The sequence below is a fragment of the Acrocarpospora macrocephala genome, assembly GCF_009687865.1.
Lineage (GTDB): Bacteria > Actinomycetota > Actinomycetes > Streptosporangiales > Streptosporangiaceae > Acrocarpospora > Acrocarpospora macrocephala.
On record NZ_BLAE01000065.1, the window covers coordinates 49,738 to 65,670 of the forward strand.

General features: G+C 70.6%; 12 protein-coding genes. 2 read left to right on the plus strand and 10 right to left on the minus strand.

Annotation, left to right across the window (positions count from 1 at the left end; all coding sequences use genetic code 11):
• From Amac_RS42065 to Amac_RS42105, 9 genes are all read right to left on the minus strand, one after another.
• Window positions 1-1,281, minus strand: coding sequence for a phenylacetate--CoA ligase family protein (locus tag Amac_RS42065; protein WP_155360029.1), 1,281 nt, complete (start codon window positions 1,279-1,281; stop codon window positions 1-3).
• Window positions 1,278-2,294 (minus strand): GNAT family N-acetyltransferase, encoded by a 1,017-nt coding sequence (locus Amac_RS42070; RefSeq protein WP_155360030.1) that lies wholly within the window; start codon window positions 2,292-2,294, stop codon window positions 1,278-1,280. Before Amac_RS42070 ends, Amac_RS42065 begins: the two co-directional genes overlap by 4 nt.
• Window positions 2,281-3,486 (minus strand): ATP-grasp domain-containing protein, encoded by a 1,206-nt coding sequence (locus Amac_RS42075; RefSeq protein ID WP_155360031.1) that lies wholly within the window; start codon window positions 3,484-3,486, stop codon window positions 2,281-2,283. The genes Amac_RS42070 and Amac_RS42075 overlap by 14 nt, the downstream gene beginning before the upstream one ends.
• The gene (locus Amac_RS42080; RefSeq protein ID WP_218041614.1) at window positions 3,483-4,133 is read right to left on the minus strand and encodes a hypothetical protein; all 651 of its coding nucleotides are present in this window, start codon (window positions 4,131-4,133) and stop codon (window positions 3,483-3,485) included. The genes Amac_RS42075 and Amac_RS42080 overlap by 4 nt, the downstream gene beginning before the upstream one ends.
• The gene (locus tag Amac_RS42085; protein ID WP_155360032.1) at window positions 4,130-5,935 is read right to left on the minus strand and encodes a carbamoyltransferase family protein; all 1,806 of its coding nucleotides are present in this window, start codon (window positions 5,933-5,935) and stop codon (window positions 4,130-4,132) included. Before Amac_RS42085 ends, Amac_RS42080 begins: the two co-directional genes overlap by 4 nt.
• Window position 5,936: 1 nt before the next feature.
• On the minus strand, window positions 5,937-7,220 hold the full coding sequence (locus Amac_RS42090) for a hypothetical protein (protein ID WP_155360033.1): 1,284 nt from the start codon (window positions 7,218-7,220) through the stop codon (window positions 5,937-5,939).
• Window positions 7,184-8,158, minus strand: coding sequence for a glycosyltransferase family 2 protein (locus Amac_RS42095; RefSeq protein WP_155360034.1), 975 nt, complete (start codon window positions 8,156-8,158; stop codon window positions 7,184-7,186). The genes Amac_RS42090 and Amac_RS42095 overlap by 37 nt, the downstream gene beginning before the upstream one ends.
• A gap of 94 nt (window positions 8,159-8,252) precedes the next feature.
• Entirely contained in the window at window positions 8,253-9,392 is a 1,140-nt protein-coding gene (gene glf / locus Amac_RS42100) for a UDP-galactopyranose mutase (RefSeq protein WP_155360035.1), read from the minus strand.
• Window positions 9,393-9,462: 70 nt separating this feature from the next.
• Window positions 9,463-10,164, minus strand: a complete 702-nt coding sequence (locus Amac_RS42105; RefSeq protein WP_155360036.1) for a DUF4386 domain-containing protein — start codon at window positions 10,162-10,164, stop codon at window positions 9,463-9,465.
• A 170-nt stretch (window positions 10,165-10,334) separates the two neighbouring features.
• Here Amac_RS42105 and Amac_RS42110 point away from each other — a divergent pair, with 170 nt between their 5' ends.
• Window positions 10,335-13,052, plus strand: a complete 2,718-nt coding sequence (locus Amac_RS42110; RefSeq protein ID WP_218041615.1) for an AfsR/SARP family transcriptional regulator — start codon at window positions 10,335-10,337, stop codon at window positions 13,050-13,052.
• Window positions 13,053-13,057: 5 nt separating this feature from the next.
• Here Amac_RS42110 and Amac_RS42115 read toward each other — a convergent pair whose 3' ends face one another.
• Window positions 13,058-13,969 (minus strand): slipin family protein, encoded by a 912-nt coding sequence (locus tag Amac_RS42115; protein WP_155360038.1) that lies wholly within the window; start codon window positions 13,967-13,969, stop codon window positions 13,058-13,060.
• A gap of 314 nt (window positions 13,970-14,283) precedes the next feature.
• Here Amac_RS42115 and Amac_RS42120 point away from each other — a divergent pair.
• Window positions 14,284-15,933: 13E12 repeat family protein (locus tag Amac_RS42120; protein ID WP_155360039.1), on the plus strand; the 1,650-nt coding region annotated here is incomplete at its 3' end.

Here is a 15,933-nt window from a genome sequence, read left to right on the forward strand (position 1 = left end):
TCAGCGCGGGGTCACCTTCGAGATCACCGTGCGCAGCTTGCCCGTGCGCCCGCGCGCGATCCGGGCGGTCAGCCGGACCTCCACCCTGACCTCTCCGCCGAACAGCGCGCCCAGCTCCCGCTCGATCACGGCCGGGGTGGAGTCCCGGTGCGCCTCGGCGACGTTGACCCGGACCAGGACGTGATCGAGGCTCTCCTGGATGAGCACGTGCTCCAGCAGTCCGGGCAGGTGCTCGTAGACCGGGTTGATCGCGCGGGGGCTGAGCCGCCGGCCGGAGGGCAGGACGACGAAGTCGTCGACCCGCCCCTGCACCAGTTTCATGGTGGGGAACCCGCTGCCGCACGGGCAGATCTCGTCGCCGGGCACGCCGACGTCGCCGATCGCGTAGCGGAACAGCGGCATGGCGCGGTTGCTCAGCCCGGTGAGCAGGATCTCCCCTTCCTCGCCGGGCTCGGCGGGCCGCCCGTCCCGGACGAATTCCACGATCACGTTGTCGGCCGCGAGGTGGTAGCGGTGCCGCGGGCACTCGTAGGCGATGTGGTGGAACTCGAAGGCGCCGTAATCGTCGAAGCAGTCACACTGGAATCCCTCGCTGATCTGCCTGCGCAGCCCTTCTGTCAGCAGTTCGGAGTGCAGGTGGATGGCGCGGGGCCGGATGCGGGACAGCTCCGCCGGGGTGGCCGTGGCCAGGATCAGCTGCAGGATCGAGGGATAGGCCGTGATGAAGTGGGGCCGGACGCGCAGCAGGTCCGCCACGTAGCCGCGCGGGTCCGCCTGGGTGAGATCGACGCGTTCCCGCCGTCCGAGGCCGAGCCGCTCCCAGGGCAGCGGCGTGAGCCGCTCGTACGCCGTGTACGCCACCCGGTGCCACGGCCGGTAGCCGATGGCCGCCAGGTGCCGGTAGGCGAAGGCGAAGTACCGGTTGTACGCCTCGCGCGAATGGTAGAACTTCATCACGGTCCCGGAGGAGCCGGAGGTGGCGTCCTCGAACGTGTTGGCCGGGGAGTAGCCCCGCGCCAGCGCCCGGGTGATTCCGTACCGCTGGAGTTCGGTTTTGGTCGTCGTGGGCAGCCTGGCCAGATCGGCGATCGACCGGATGTCTTCGGGGCGCACCCCGGCCGCCTCGAACTTGTCGCGGTAGAACCGGCTGCGGTTCCAGGCGTACTCGACCATGCGGCGCAGGGAGCGGTCCTGGCGGCGGCGCACCTGGTCCGGCGTCAACCTCTCGTTGCGCAGCGCCCGGATCACGGCGGCGCCCTGCTGTATCGCGTCTCGCATCATGACATCCTCCGCAGCGGCCAGCCGACGCACCGGTTCAGGATCGGACTGCGCATGGCGAGCAGGCCTCCCCTCGGTTCCTGGCACACGCCGAACTGTTTCTTCGTCTCGTACGCCGACGCGCCGAAGTGCACCCGGCGCACGCCCAGCGCGATCGCGGTCCGCACGCACGCGGCGACCAGCGCGTGGTAGGCGCTGGTGCCCTCGGTCAGCCCGTAGTCCCGGCCGATCCATTTGGCGGACAGGTCGTCGCCGTCCCGGAGCAGGGCGACACATCCGGCCAGCTCCCCGTGCCGGTAAGCGGCCAGCACGGTCAGATCGTCACCCAGCACGGCGGCGGCCTCCTCGAACAAGCCGGGCACAAACCGGTGAATCCCGTGGTGGCGCTGCACCACATCACCCACCAGGCGATCCAGGCGCGGATCGCCCCGCTCGGCCAGGGGCCGCACGGTTATGCCCTCGCCGAGAGAGCGCCGCGCAACCCGCCGGACCTCCTGCCGCCTCTTCCTGGGCAAACTCCCCAAGTACTCCTCGAACGAGCTCCACTCCACGTCCATGCGCGTCTCCGGCGCCATGGCGAGCGCATGACACCCGTCCAGGCCGCTCCAAGCCGGATGGCCGACGGGCAGATGGTCGATGACGCTGAACGGGGCACGCTCGCGGCGGGTCAGAGCGCGAAGCTCCCGGCACAGGGCGGCGAGCTCGCCGCCCTGTGCCAGCAGCCCGGCCTTCGACATCATGGGCACCCCCACGTGCAGGTACGGCGTCCGCCGCAGCACCCACCCGAACCGCGCCTCCAGGGCAGGGTTCTGCAGCCGCTGTTCGAGCGTGCACGCCGCCGCGGCCACCAGCCGTCCCCGGCGGCGCAGCAGCAGGTATCTGGGCCGGTGACCGGCCAGCACCCGCTCGGCCAGCCGCAGCCAGCGATGCCCGGTGAAGTCGCCGACCTCGCCAAGAGCGTCCCACTCGGCGGGATCGACGGACGTGATCGTGTCCAGCACCTCAGTGGAGTACATGGCTCGCCACCGTGAAGCGCAGCGTCCGCGACACGGCCTCGGCCGCGGCGTCGAGCGCGGCGACGCTGTCCCCGCGCAGGACCACCCACCCCAGCTTGTCCGACACCTCGCGGTAGGGCCGCACCTGCTGCCCGGGCCGCGCCAGGATCACCAACTCGGCCACACCCGGGAGCGCCCTTGCCCGCTCAGCGCCGGACACCGAGACAAGCCTCCCCGCCTGCTCGGCGGCCAGCACTTTCCACATGACCGGCCGCGGTTCGTGCGGCCTCAACTCGATCGGCTCGCCGACCGCCGCCCGCACCGCCGCCCGGACCGGGTCCACCCCGTGGCAGATCCGTGTCAGGTCGTCGATGCCGTTCCCGCCCATGCGCACCCCCAGCTCGATCAGGTACGGCTCGCCACCTGGCGTGACGACCAGGTCGAGGTTGAGCGGCCCGCGCCGGTAGCCCAGCAGCCCGCACACCCGGTTCACCAACCGCCGACAGGCCCGCTCGACCTCGGGGGGCAGCCCGGCGGGCATGGCGTGCGCCGTGGTCAGCGTCAGCGGCGGCGGGCTCAGCGTGCGCCGGGTCATCGCCATGAACACCACCCGGCCGCCCTCAATGACGCACTCACAGCCGCAGTGCGTGCCGCGGATCTCCTCTTCGGCCATGATCCCGCCGCCGTAGGCGCGCTCCTTCGCGGCGTGCGCGGCCGCCTCTATCTCGTCGGGCGACTCGCATCTAGTCACCCCGCGGCCACCCTGCGCGTCCGCGGGCTTGACCACCAGCGGAAACCGCAGGCCACGAGCGCGCTCGGCGATCTCGCGGGGGTCGTGGCTCGCGATCCACCGGTAGGAGGAAACGCCCAGACCGTCGAGCATGCTCCTCAGCACCGTCTTGTCCACCGACGCGCGGACTGCTGTCTCCGACAAGTGGACGGGCAGCCTGAGGGCGCGGGTCAGCTGCAGCAGGGTGGGCAGGGCGATGTCACTGCACGGCGCGATGACCCCGGCCAGGTCGCCGCGCGGGGCGAGCGCGCGCTGGATCCCGGCGGCGTCCCTGGTGCTCAGCGGCAGGTACTCGTCCGCCACGGCGACGCCGGGCGCGGCGGCCGAGCGGTCCACGGCGATCGTCCGGTAGCCCATCTCGGCCGCGATCCGGTAGGTGGACAGCGCGCCGTCCGCCGCGCCGAGCACGACGAGGGTCTTCACGACGCCACGTGCCCGCGCGCGAGCCACCGCTCGGCGATCCGGTCCAGCGGCAGCAGGAGCACGGCGAGGGCCAGCGCCAGGTGCACGGCCATGAAGATCACGGCCGCGGTGACGCTGGGCGGCCCGCCGAGGAAGACGATGATGTGCGAGGCCCAGCTCAGCTCGGACGGCCTGCCGTTCTGCCAGTCATAGGTCAGCCAGAACGTGAGGTCGTTGAGCCCAGAGATCACAACCAGGAAGGAGGCGAACCCGGCCTTTAGCACCGCCGTGGTGCGCGCGCCCGCCATACGGTAGGCGAAGAGCGCGAACAGCACCACGAACGTCACCATCAGCAGCTGGAACTGATAAATCGGCTGAAACGCCGCGTCCTGCTCAGCGGGCGGGACCGCGCCGTACGCCAGGATCCGCAGGACCAGCCCGGTGTCCAGGAAGCCCATGTAGACGACCGTGGCGAGAACCAGCAGCCATGGCGCAGCCCTCCAGCGGGGCAGCAGCGCCACCGTCACCACGGCGAGCACGAACGGGCTGCCCCGGAACGCCCAGTCGCCCAGATCACCCAGCGTCTGCTTCGGCGGCAGCACGATCATGATCAGGTAGACCAGGGCAGCGGTCGGGACTCCCGGAACCAGCCACAGCCAGTTCTTCACGCGCCGGCCTCCTTCCGGGTCCAGAAAGGGCCGAGCGCGAGCGCGTCGACGTCGGTCTTGCGGAAGCAGGCGACCGCGTCCTCCGGCGTGCACACGATGGGCTCGTCATTGTCGTTGAAGGAGGTGTTCATCAGCATCGGCACGCCGGTCAGCTCCGCGAACCTCTCGATGAGCCGGTGGTAGAGCGGGTTGTCGTCCCGGCGCACCGTCTGCACCCGGGCGGTGCCGTCCACGTGCGTGATCGCGGGCACCCGAGCGCGCTGGTGTGCCAGCACGTCGGAGACCAGCAGCATGACCGGCGACGGGTGGTCGCCCGCGAAGTACTCCCCCGCGCGCTCCGCCAGGCACGACGGCGCGAACGGCCGGAACGCCTCGCGGTGCTTGACCTTCTCGTTCATCCGGGTCTTGGCCTCGGGATCCCGGGGGTCGGCGAGCAGCGACCTGTTGCCCAGGGCGCGCGGGCCGCACTCCATCCGGCCCTGGAACCAGCCCACGATCAGGCCGTCGGCGAGCGCCGCCGCGGTGTGCGCGGCGATGTCGTCGATCCGCTGGTACGGCAGCCCGGCGTCGGACAGCGCGCGTTCCATCCGGTCCTCGCCGAACTCCGGCCCTGTGTAGATGAAGCCCTCGGTCGGCCGGGGGCGGCCGTAGCGGCCCACCGACACCTCCAGGGCCGCGCCGAGCGCCGACCCGTCGTCGGCCGCCGCCGGTTGGGCGAAGAACTCCTCGAACGGCGTCTCCCGCAGGATCCGGCCGTTCATGACCGAGTTCAGCGCCACGCCGCCGGCCACGGCCAGCCGGGGCAGGCCGGTTCGCTCGTGCAGCCACCTGGCCAGGTGCAGGCCCGCGCGTTCCAGCGTCGCCTGCAACGCGTAGGCGATGTCCATGTAGTGCTGCGAGATCGGATTGTCTTTGGTGACTTTCGTACGGGGCCGCGGCGGGCCGAAGGTGTCGAGGAACTTCCGCGAGACCAGGTGCCTGCCGTTGACGTGATGCCGGAACCAGCTCAGGTTCAGCTCGAACCCGCCGTCGGGGTCCAGGTGGACGAGGTCGGCGAACTGATCGGTGTAGGTGTCGGAGCCGAAGGGGGCCAGGCCCATCACCTTGCCCTCGTCCACGGTGGGGTGGAAACCGAGGTAGCCGGTGATGATCGCGTACATGGCGCCCAGGGAGTGCGGGTACTTGACGCGCCGCAGGTCGGAGATCTTGTCGCCGTGCGCGACGGCGAGGCAGGTGCTCGTGCCGTCGCTGCCGACGCCGTCCATGGTGAGGACGGCGGCGGAGTCGAACGGGGAGACGTAGAAGGCGCTGGCCGCGTGCGCGCGGTGATGGTCGATCAGATGCACCTTGAACCGGGTCGGTCCGGTGTGCCCGACGGCGTCCCTGATCTCCTGGCCGATCGTGTAGGTGCGTTTGACATGCGCGAGCACCGCCCCGCCGACGTGGAAGTCGTCCACACCTCCGGATCCCCCGCCGTGCCGCCAGGTCTCCCGCCAGCCGGCCGAGCGCACGCCCCCCTCGCGCCTGTTGCGGAACACCTCCAGGGTGCCGGGGAAGTAGCGGGCGAACACTCTGGCCGCGTGCGCCACCTCGGGCCAGCGCTGCCAGTAGAAGGCGACGTGGTCGACCTCGGCCAGGGTGATGCCCGCCTGGTCGAGGCAGGAGTTGATCGCCCCGCCGGGGAAGCGGCCGTCGTGCTTGACGCGGCTGAACCGTTCCTCCTCCGCGAACGCGACGATCTCGCCGTCGCGTACCAGCGCTGCCGCCGAGTCGTGGACCCGGGATATGCCAAGGACGTACATGTCAGTGCTCCGTACTGTAGGTGCGCTGGGTTCGCCGCAGGACGCCCGCCCGGGCCGCGATGGCGAGGGCCAGGGCCGTCAGGCCGCCCACCGCGCCGAGCGCGGGCGCCAGCGCGGCCGCCAGGAGGCCGGCGGCGAACACGCCGATCAGCGCGGTCGTGGAGGTGTGGGCCGCGGCCCGGTCGGTCGTGTTCTCCAGCAGGTGCACGGCGTATCTCGCGATGAGGAACAGGGCCAGCACGAGGAGCGCGAGCCCGCCGAGCGCCACCCACCGGCCGATCCCGGTCAGCAGCAGTTCGCGGGTGCCCGGCACGAGCAGCAGGACGGACCACAGCACGGCGAAGCCGAGCCCGAGCCGCTCGCCGAGGCGCAGCAGCCCGGCGGCGCGCGCGTCGCCCTCGGCGCGACCGGCGCCCCGCAGCCAGGCCGACGTGCCGGGCTGGGCCATCCGCAGCAGGTAGTTGGCCAGCTGGACGATCGCGGTCGCGGGCAGCAGCACCAGGTAGAGCGTCCCGCTCTCAGCGACCTGCCCGGACACGGCCAGGGCCAGGTAGACCAGGGAGAAGGAGAGCGTGTCCAGCACCTCGGAACCGCCGAGCAGCACCGTCGAGTGCGCCAGGCGGCGGGCGAGCCCGCGTCGCCGCAGCCTGCGCTCGGGCCGCGTTACGGCCTTCGGCAGCTTCGCCAGCGTCCACGCCGTGACCAGCGCGCACCCGGCGGCCAGGGTCGTCAGGTGGAACTGCGGCGTCCAGCCGGCCAGCCAGGTGACGGCGGTGGCGGCGAGCACCGTGACGCCGTTGGCCGCGAACGCCAGCGCGTCGGTGGCCGCCCTGCCGTACAGGCGGTGCAGGCCGCACAGGGTCATGAGCAGGCCGGTGCAGGCGAGCCAGGCCGCCGCGGCGAGGTAGGCCGCCGCCTCCGAGTCCGAGGCCAGCGCCATGACCGGCGCCAGGACGGCCAGCAGGACGGCCACGGGAGCGGCGGACATGGCGACGGTGATCCTGGCCAGCTGCGGGGCGAGTCGCCGGCACCGGGGCAGGGCCTTCAGGGCGGCCTTCTCCGGCGCGTTCACGACCAGCGGCAGCCACATGGAGAGACCGACCGTGCTGGCGTAGAGGCCGAAGGCGTCCGCGTCCCAGACGCCCGCCAGGGTGACCGGCATGAGCTGCACGCCGAGCCGGAACGCCCCTCGGCCCGCGAGGAGGCGCAGGATCATGGCAGGTCGCGGGAATGCGACGGTCACCTCGCTCATGGCCGCCGCGCGCTGGTTTCGGCGGGGCGGCACAGCAGGTCCTTGGCGGCGATCGGGATGCTCGCCTCGCGGACGTAGAAGAGCCGGGGTCTGGCCTGGCCGGCCGCGATCGTCGCCAGGTGCCGTACCACAAAGGCCAGGACGCCGAGGCTCACCGCCGCGAGCAGCAGCGACACCGTGACTCCGGCCGCCTGGCCGACCCATCCCGCAGCCTCGCCTGCGGCGCACAGGGCGGCCAGCCCGGCCGCGGCCAGGGCCAGGCCGGACGCCGCGCTCGTCAGCCGCCCGCTCCTGGTGACGAACAGATCGGCCGCGTGCGCGGCGAGCCGGCGCAGGGTCGCCTTCGGCGAACCGGTCAGGCGCTCGCGGTGGCGGACGGGGACGGTGGCGTACCTGCTGGTCAGCTTCGGCAGGGTGGCGAGGAAGTACGGCGTGCCCAGGTCGAGGTCGACGACCGCCCGGGCGACGGGCGAGCGCACCAGCCGGAACGCGGTCGCTCCCACCGGTAACTCCACGTTCAGGACCCGGGCGGCCAGGAAGTGGAAGAGCGTGGTGCCCGCTCTGCGGGTCCAGGAGTCCTTGCGCTCGGTCCTGATCCCGAATACCGCGTCCTGGCCGGGGGAGGCTTCGATCAGCCGAAGTGCCTCGGCCGCGGGGAACTGCTGGTCGGCGTCGAGATGCAGGATCCACGGGCGGTCCGCGTACCGGTAGCCGGCCGAGAACGCGGCCTCGAAGCCGAAGTTCCTGGTGAAGGAGATGTACTGCACGCGCGGATCCGTTCCGGCGAGCGACTTGATCGCTTCGAGAGTGCCGTCGCCGCTGCCGTCGTCGACGAAGAGGATCTCCAGGTCCAGGTGGCCCAGGTCGGCCACGATCTCGGCGTGCACTCCCGCGATGGCGTCGACTTCGTTGAAACACGGGATGACCACTGATAATCCGGCTTCTGCCGGTCCGGTGTTTTCCGTGCTCACGGCCACTCCCCCAGGGTCTTTTCGGCAGCGTATCCACGGGTTCGTACCGTTCACAGGTCCACTTGGGCGGCGGATGATCGGCTTGGTGGACCCCTCAGACTCGGGCTTGGCGGAGGAAGCGGGGGCGGATGCGGTTGCCGTACATCGCGAGCGCGGAGGCGATGGCCATGTGCATGTCGAGGTAGGTGTACGTGCCGAGACGCCCGCCGAACAGCACGTCCTTCTCGGCGCGGGCGAGTTCCCGGTATCGCGCCAGGCGAGCGCGGTCGGTGGGGGTGCCGATGGGGTAGTACGGCTCGTCTCCCGGGCCCGCGAAGCGGGAGTACTCGCGGGCGATGACGGTGCGGTCGCCGGGATAGTCGCGCTCGGGATGGAAGTGGCGGAACTCGTGGACCCGGGTGTACGGCACGTGCTCGTCGGCGTAGTTCATCACCGACGTGCCCTGGAAGTCGCCCTGAGCCAGGACCTCGAACTCGAAATCCAGGGTCCGCCAGCCCAGCGCCCCCTCGGCGCGGCCGAAGTAGCCGTCCAGCGGTCCGGTGTAGACGACGGGAACGTTCCCGGCCGCGCCCAGTTCGGCGAAGTCGGTGCCCAGCCGTACCTCGATCAGCGGATGGTCGGCCATCCTCTCCAGCCACGCCGTGTAGCCGCCGACCGGCAGCCCCTGGTACCGGTCGGCGAAGTAGCTGTCGTCGAAGGTGTAGCGCATGGGCAGCCGCGTGATGATCTCCGCGGGCAGTTCCCTGGGGTCGGTCTGCCACTGCTTGGCGGTGTAGCCGCGGATGAACGCCTCGTACAGCGGCCGCCCGACCAGGGATATCGCCTTCTCCTCCAGATTGGCCGGATGGGCGACCTCGCCCGCCTGCGCGGCGATCAGCGCCCTGGCCTCGCCGGGCGACATGGCCCGGCCGAAGTAGGCGCAGATCGTGGCCAGGTTGATCGGCATGGGATAGACGCGATCCCCCGCGATCGTGAAAACCCGATGGCGATAGTCGGTGAATGCCGTGAACTGGTTCACGTACTCCCAGACCCGCTCGTTGGAGGTATGGAACAGGTGCGCCCCGTAGCGGTGCACCTCAATGCCGGTCGACGGCTCGACCTCGCTGTAGGCGTTGCCCCCGATATGGTCCCTGCGCTCGACGACGAGCACCCGCAGCCCCAGGTCCCTGGCACACCGCTCCGCGACAGTCAGCCCGAACAGCCCCGCCCCCGCGACCACAAGATCAATATCCATTGCGTTTCAACGTAACGGCCACACCTGCGCTCGCCGAGGTCCACTTCCCACCGGACCACACTGGCTCGGCTCAGGTCGCGAGCGCATGATCCGCGGGAAGGGTTCTGACGCCCTTGATCAAGAGGTAGGCGAGCATGGAGACCTCGCTGACGGTCGCCACCACGACGACGAGCGGGTTGACCAGGCCGGCGAGTTCGGGGGCGAGGAACTGCAGGGCCACGTCGAGCAGGTAGAAGACGGTCGCGACCATCAGCGTGACGGCGAGGGGACGGGGGAACATGCCGGACCGGTAGGCCAGGAGGCCCAGCGGGAACAGCCACAGGCCGAAGAAGATCTGGGCGATGAGGTAGCCAGAGTGCTGGAGGTCGAACAGGAGCAACACCAGCGCGGGCGAGCCTTCGGGACCGAAGGCGCCGGCGTAGGAGGGGTCGGTGGCGACGAGCAGGCCGCCCAGCTGGTGGAGCATGTTCAGGCAGATGATGGCGACCGCGACCACCACGAAGAGGACCATGGCGCGGGCCACGCCCTTGTTCACGTGCTGCAGCAGCCGGTAGAGGCACATGACGACGAACAGGAGGAATGTCGCCTGCGTCAGGTCGGCCACGAAGCTCATCCGGACCAGCGAGGCGTTCGCCACGACGTTCGCCACGGTGGTGGCGGCATCGCCCGGCGCGAAGACATCGAGTCGCACGATCTGGGCGAAGCCGCCGAGGATGGCGACGATGAGGTAGAAGAGTCCCGCGGTTCGGGCGAGCCGCTTCGGTGAGTCCATGACATGCTCCTTCGGTCCGGTGGATGTGGTCAGACCGTGACAGAGCCGGGTTGAGTCCCGGTGGAAGGCCGGTGGAGCCCGTGGGAGGATCGACCCCTGAGCGCGGGAGCAGCCCGGTGGTGCGGATCGGTCTTTTCGGTGGTGTCAGTGCCACGGTCGGTGGAGCGACGGTGGACGTCGGTCCGGCGAAGTGCCAGACCGTGCTCGCGGTGCTCGCCCTGTCCGCCGGGTCCGTCGTCCCGGTGCCGCGGCTGGTGGAGCTGGTGTGGGGCGACGACCCCCCGCGTACGGCCGAAAAGACCGTCCAGTCCTATGTCGTACGGCTCCGCAAAGCCCTCGGCCCCGACTCGATCGTCCGGACCGGCGCGGGCTACCGCCTGGCGGTGGCTGCTGACGCGGTAGACGTGGCCCGCTTCCGGCGGCGGCTCGACGCGGGCGACGTCCAGGCGGCGCTGGCCGAGTGGACGGGAACTCCCCTGGCCGGGCTGGACGCGCAAGCCCTCACGCCGATGGTGGACGGGCTGGTGGAGCAGTGGCTGGGCGCGGTGGAGGCCGACCTTGAGCATCGCGCCGGGACGGATGCCCAGGCGGCCATCGGCCCGCTGACGGAGCTCACCGCGTGCCATCCGCTGCGGGAGGGGTTGTGGGCGCTGCTGATGACGGCCCTGTACCGGGTAGGCCGGCAGGCTGACGCGCTCGCGGCGTACCAGAAGGCGCGCAGCCAGCTCGTGGAGCAGCTTGGGATAGAACCCGGCCCACGCCTGCATGACCTGGAGTCCTTGATTCTCGGCCACGATGAGCGGCTGGGACACCGCATCTTCCCGCCCGGCGATGGCGCCGGGAATCTCCCGGTCCGGCTGGGCCGGCTCATCGGCCGTGACGAGGACCTCGGCGTCATCGCCGGCGCTCTCGCGGAGTCCCCCGTCGTGACGCTGGTGGGGCCGGGCGGGATCGGCAAGACCCGGCTGGCCCTGGCGGCGGCGCAGCTGGCCGACGAGGCGGCCTGGCTCGTAGAGCTGGCCGACATCGCTTCGCCAGGCGACGTGCCCCGCCTCGTGGCCGACACCCTGGAAGTCGAGGAGAGCTCGGGGCGCACCCTGACCCAGTCGATCGTCGCGGCCCTGCGGTCACGTCCGGCGCTGCTCGTCCTGGACAACTGCGAACATGTCATCGACGGCGCGGCCGAGCTCGCCCACGCCATCGCCGAGCATTGCCCGGGCGTGCGGGTGCTCGCCACGTCCCGGGAGTCCCTCGGCATCGGCGGCGAGCAGCTCATCGAGGTGGCGCCCCTGGACCCCGCCGGGCCGGGAGCCGAGCTGTTCAACGAGCGGGCCCGGGCGGTCTCGCTGACCTTCGACCCCCACGCCCACCGGGACGACGTCGAGGAGATCTGCCGCCGCCTCGATGGCGTCCCGCTCGCCATCGAGCTGGCCGCCGCGCGCACGAGAAGTCTCGCGCCGCCGGATCTCGTGGCCCGGCTCGGTGCTCCGCTCCGCCTCCTGACCGGCGGCAGGCGAACCAGCGCCGAACGCCACCGGACGCTGCGGGCCACCATCGACTGGTCCTACGACCTGCTCACGCGCCCCCAGCAGGTGCTCTTCCAGCGGCTCTCGATCTTCGCGGGGCCGTTCGATCTCGCGGCGGCCGGGAGCGTCGCCGCCGACGGGGAGCTGGATCTCGACGACCTGCTGAGGGATCTGGTCGACAAGTCGATGCTCGTCGTCGAGTCCGGCCCGTTCGGGCGGCGTTTCCGGCTGCTGGAGTCCATCCGCGAGCTGGCGGCCGAGCATCTGTCGGAGGAGGGCCACAGCGGCCTGATCGCCGAACGCCACGCGCGGTGGTGCCGCGACAGTGTCGCCCATATCCATCGGCTGCTCGTCGGCCCGGCCGAGATCGAAGGGGTGGCCCGGCTCGGGCAGTTGTGGCCGAACCTCCGTGCCGCCTTCGATCGGGCCTGTGCCATCGGCGACCGCGAGCTGGCCGACGCGCTGGTCCGGCCGATCGCGGCGGAGGTCAACCTGCGCAAGCAGAGCGAGATCAGCGACTGGGCCGAGCGCATCCTCGCCATCACGCCGGCGGACGACGAGGAGCAGGTCGTCTACTGGCTCGCGTGGGCCGCGTATCGCTCCATGCAAAGCGGGGATCACGATGGGTATGAGCGTCTCGTCCGCCGGTACGGGCAGCCGGACCATCCGCTCATTCGTTACACGCGGGCGTACCTCTACGAGGACGGCGAAGCGCAGCGGGAGTCCGCCGCCGAGGCCGTGGCCTGGCTCCGGCGGATGGGCGAGGACCACGCGGCGGCGCTCACGGAGATCGCCGGGGTGGCGTCAGGGCTGCTGAGCGTCGGACGTTTCGAGGAACTGGACGGATTCGTCCCGGCCCTGGTGGATCGGTTCCGCGTTCAGGGCCCGCCGACCTTCCTGTGCCTGAGCTTGGCCATGCTCGGCTACTCCGCCCTGTTCCAGGGCCACGCCGACCAGGCGGACCGGTTCTTCGACGAGTCGGCGAGCGTCGCCGTCCCCCATCGGACCATCTCGGTGAGCAAGCCCATCGAGGCACGATCCGCCTTCCGGCGCGGGGACCGGCCGGGGGCGTTCCGGATTCTCCGCTCGTACGTCGAAGAGTTGCTTGAGACCGACTACACCGATGTCGCCAGGATCGCCGCCGTGGAGTTCGTCAACATGATGGCGGCGATCGGACGCCTGGCGGACGCGGCACGCGTGCTGGACTACCTCACGACAACCGGCGACTTCGGCGCCCTCGCACTCCGAACCCTCGTCGCCGACGCGGCCAGCAAGATCGGCGCTGAACACTCTGGGCAAAGGTTCGATGCCCGACAAGCGCTTGAGCACATGCGTGACGTTCTCACCGACCTTCGACCATAGGAGACTCACTCAACCGACCGACGTACCAGACCCTCGCCACCGTCCTCTCCCCGGGCGACCTGGTGGCGGTTGTTGACGTCGGCGGCCTCGGTGAGGGCTCGGGGGCTGTCCTCCGCCGGGGACAGCTCAAATGGTTCGGCCGACGCCTCCGCGGCCTGGGCGGGTTGTGCAGCCCGGTCGAAGAATCGCAGCAACTCGACCGGGAACGGCATGACCAGGGTGGAGTTCTTCTCCGCCGCGACCTCCACCACGGTCTGCAACAGCCGCAATTGCAGGGCTCCCGGAGTCTCGGACATGATCGCCGATGCGTCGGCGAGCTTCTGCGCCGCCTGGAACTCGCCATCCGCGGTGATCACGCGGGCGCGGCGTTCCCGCTCGGCCTCGGCCTGGCGCGACATCGAGCGCTTCATCGACTCCGGAAGCTGAACATCCTTGATCTCCACCCGGTCGATGTGGATGCCCCAGCCGAGGGCCGGGCTGTCGATCATGAGTTCCAGGCCCCGGTGCAGCTCCTCGCGGTTAGACAGCAGGTCGTCCAGCTCACTCTTGCCGATGATCGAGCGCAGTGAGGTCTGTGCCACCTGGCCGATGGCGAACAGGTAGTTCTGCACCTCGATCGTCGCCTTCAGCGGATCCTGGACCCGGAAATAGACGACGGCATCCACCTGAACCGAGACGTTGTCGCGAGTGATGCCCTCCTGGGTGGGAACCGGCATCGTGACGATCTGGACGTTGACCTTTTTCAGCCGGTCCACCAGGGGGATGAGCAGGGCGAGTCCCGGCTCGAGAACTCGGCCGCGGACTTTTCCGAAGCGGAAGACCACGCCCCGTTCGATCTGATTGACGACCCTGACCCCACCGAGCACGATCCACAGGGCGGGGATCGCGAGTAATCCGAGCGCGATATAGGCGTACATGGGGATCCCTTCCACGTCGAAGCTAGGTCCCTTCAGCGGAACTTGCACGCGAGGAACGCGTAGGGAAAGCGTCAAGATCGGTCAGAACGGCGCGCATTCTGAACGTCCCGCTCAGCCTCCCGGGTACGAGCCGACATCACCCGCCACCGGGGTAGGCGGCGGATGGCTCTTCAGCTGCCGGCGGGTAGGTAGATCTTTTCACCGGGCGGGTGACCTGCGGGTTTGCCGCGGATCAAGGCCAGGTTTCGTCGTAGCCGCCGGATAGCGTGAGGGGTAGTTGTTCGGATCCGCCGGAGCGAAAGGGGGCGCCTTCCATGCTTGGGTCTCGGCTCGGCGTGCTGGATCCCTCCCGCGCGGGGGGTGCCCGCGGACGCGAACTGCCCGCGTTCCTGAAGGGCACGGTACTGGACCCTGACTACGTCCCGCCCCAGCGCCCCGCCGACGACGACTACGGCGACACATACGGTGACGCGTGCGGCGACGCGGGGCAGCAGAACACACGGCAGCAGTTCCTCCACGGCCGCTCCACCGACACCAGCCGCTCCACCGACGGCCCCCGCTCCACCGACACCGGCCCTTCCACCGGCCCTGGCCGCTCTACCGACACCGGCCGCTCCGCCGACGGCGGCCGCTCGGCAGGGCCGGAGGTCTCGGGCGAGCCGGTGGGTTCCGGGGTGCTGGTGACCGAACTCAAGCAGCTCGCCTCCCGGATTGCGATGGCCGACCTGCCCGACAGCACCGGGTTGTGCCTGGGCGAGACGGAAGAAATACTCTTCGCGCAGGATCGGCTGGACTCGGCGATCGCCGCCCGGGTGGGACGCATCCACGCCACCGGTGAGGCCAAAAGCGCCGGCAGCGGCGGGCACGCCTCCACCAGCACCTGGCTACGCGCCTCAGCGGGCATGACCAGCGGAGGTGCCTCCCGCCTGATCCGGCTCGCCACCCAACTGGCCCGCCTGCCCACCGTCCGAGATCGGCTGGCGCGCGGCACCCTCGCCGAAGGATCAGCCGACGCGATCAGCCAAGTCACCACCCACCTCAACGACGCCCAGGCCGCCCTGGCCGAGCCGATCCTGCTGGACCTAGCCGACAACGCCTCCCCGGCCGAGATCCTCAAAGCCGGACGATACCTGCGAGAGCTACTGGACCCCGGCACCCTGGACGATGACGCCGAAACCGACTACGCCACCCGTTCCCTGCTGGTCCGCCCGTCCAGTACCGGCGGCCTGGAAGGGGAATTCCGGCTGCCCCGGGAGGCCGGCGCCCGCCTGCGCGAGTTCCTCACCGCCTACGCCCGACCGAAAGGCAAAGACGACGACCGCCCACTCCGGGTCCGCCAGGCCGACGCCCTGTCAGCACTGCTGACCAAGAAAGTCACCACCGAACTCCTGGTCCTGGTCCGCGCCGAATCCCTCCCCACCGACCACCCCACACACGACCACCCCACCACCGACCACATCACCGGCCACCCCACACATGACGCCGACTCCACCCATACGGCCTCCACCGCGGCCTCAGCCACGCCCGCTACGGGGGCACCGCCATCGCAGAGCACATCCGGACGCGCCGACACCGCTGACCCCAACACCGCCGCGGCCGACACCGCCAACGCCGACACCACCGGCTCCAGCGATACTCGGCCCGGGACACCTCCGGCCGGGGACGACTCGACCTGCCGCGCGAGCGGCCCCCGCCACACCGGAGGCACAGGTTCAGCCGGAGCAGGTGCCGACAGCACGAGCACCGGCTCAGCCGGGGCAGGTACAGGCCGCACGGACACGGGTTCGGCTGGGGCGGGTGCCGACAGCATGGGCATCGGTTCAGCCGGAGCGGGTGCCGACAGCGCGGGCACCGGTTCAGCCGGAGCGGGTACCGACAGCACGGACATGGGTTCAGCCGGAGCGGGTGCCGACAGCGCGGGCACCGGTTCAGCCGGAGCGGGTACCGACAGCACGGACATGGGT

Excerpts from the sequence above, each read along its gene's own strand:
- Amac_RS42065 (WP_155360029.1), bottom strand. The coding sequence starts at position 1,281 with ATGATGCGAGACGCGATACAGCAGGGCGCCGCCGTGATCCGGGCGCTG.
- Amac_RS42070 (WP_155360030.1), bottom strand. The coding sequence starts at position 2,294 with ATGTACTCCACTGAGGTGCTGGACACGATCACGTCCGTCGATCCCGCC.
- Amac_RS42085 (WP_155360032.1), bottom strand. The coding sequence starts at position 5,935 with ATGTACGTCCTTGGCATATCCCGGGTCCACGACTCGGCGGCAGCGCTG.
- glf (WP_155360035.1), bottom strand. The coding sequence starts at position 9,392 with ATGGATATTGATCTTGTGGTCGCGGGGGCGGGGCTGTTCGGGCTGACT.
- Amac_RS42105 (WP_155360036.1), bottom strand. The coding sequence starts at position 10,164 with ATGGACTCACCGAAGCGGCTCGCCCGAACCGCGGGACTCTTCTACCTC.
- Amac_RS42115 (WP_155360038.1), bottom strand. The coding sequence starts at position 13,969 with ATGTACGCCTATATCGCGCTCGGATTACTCGCGATCCCCGCCCTGTGG.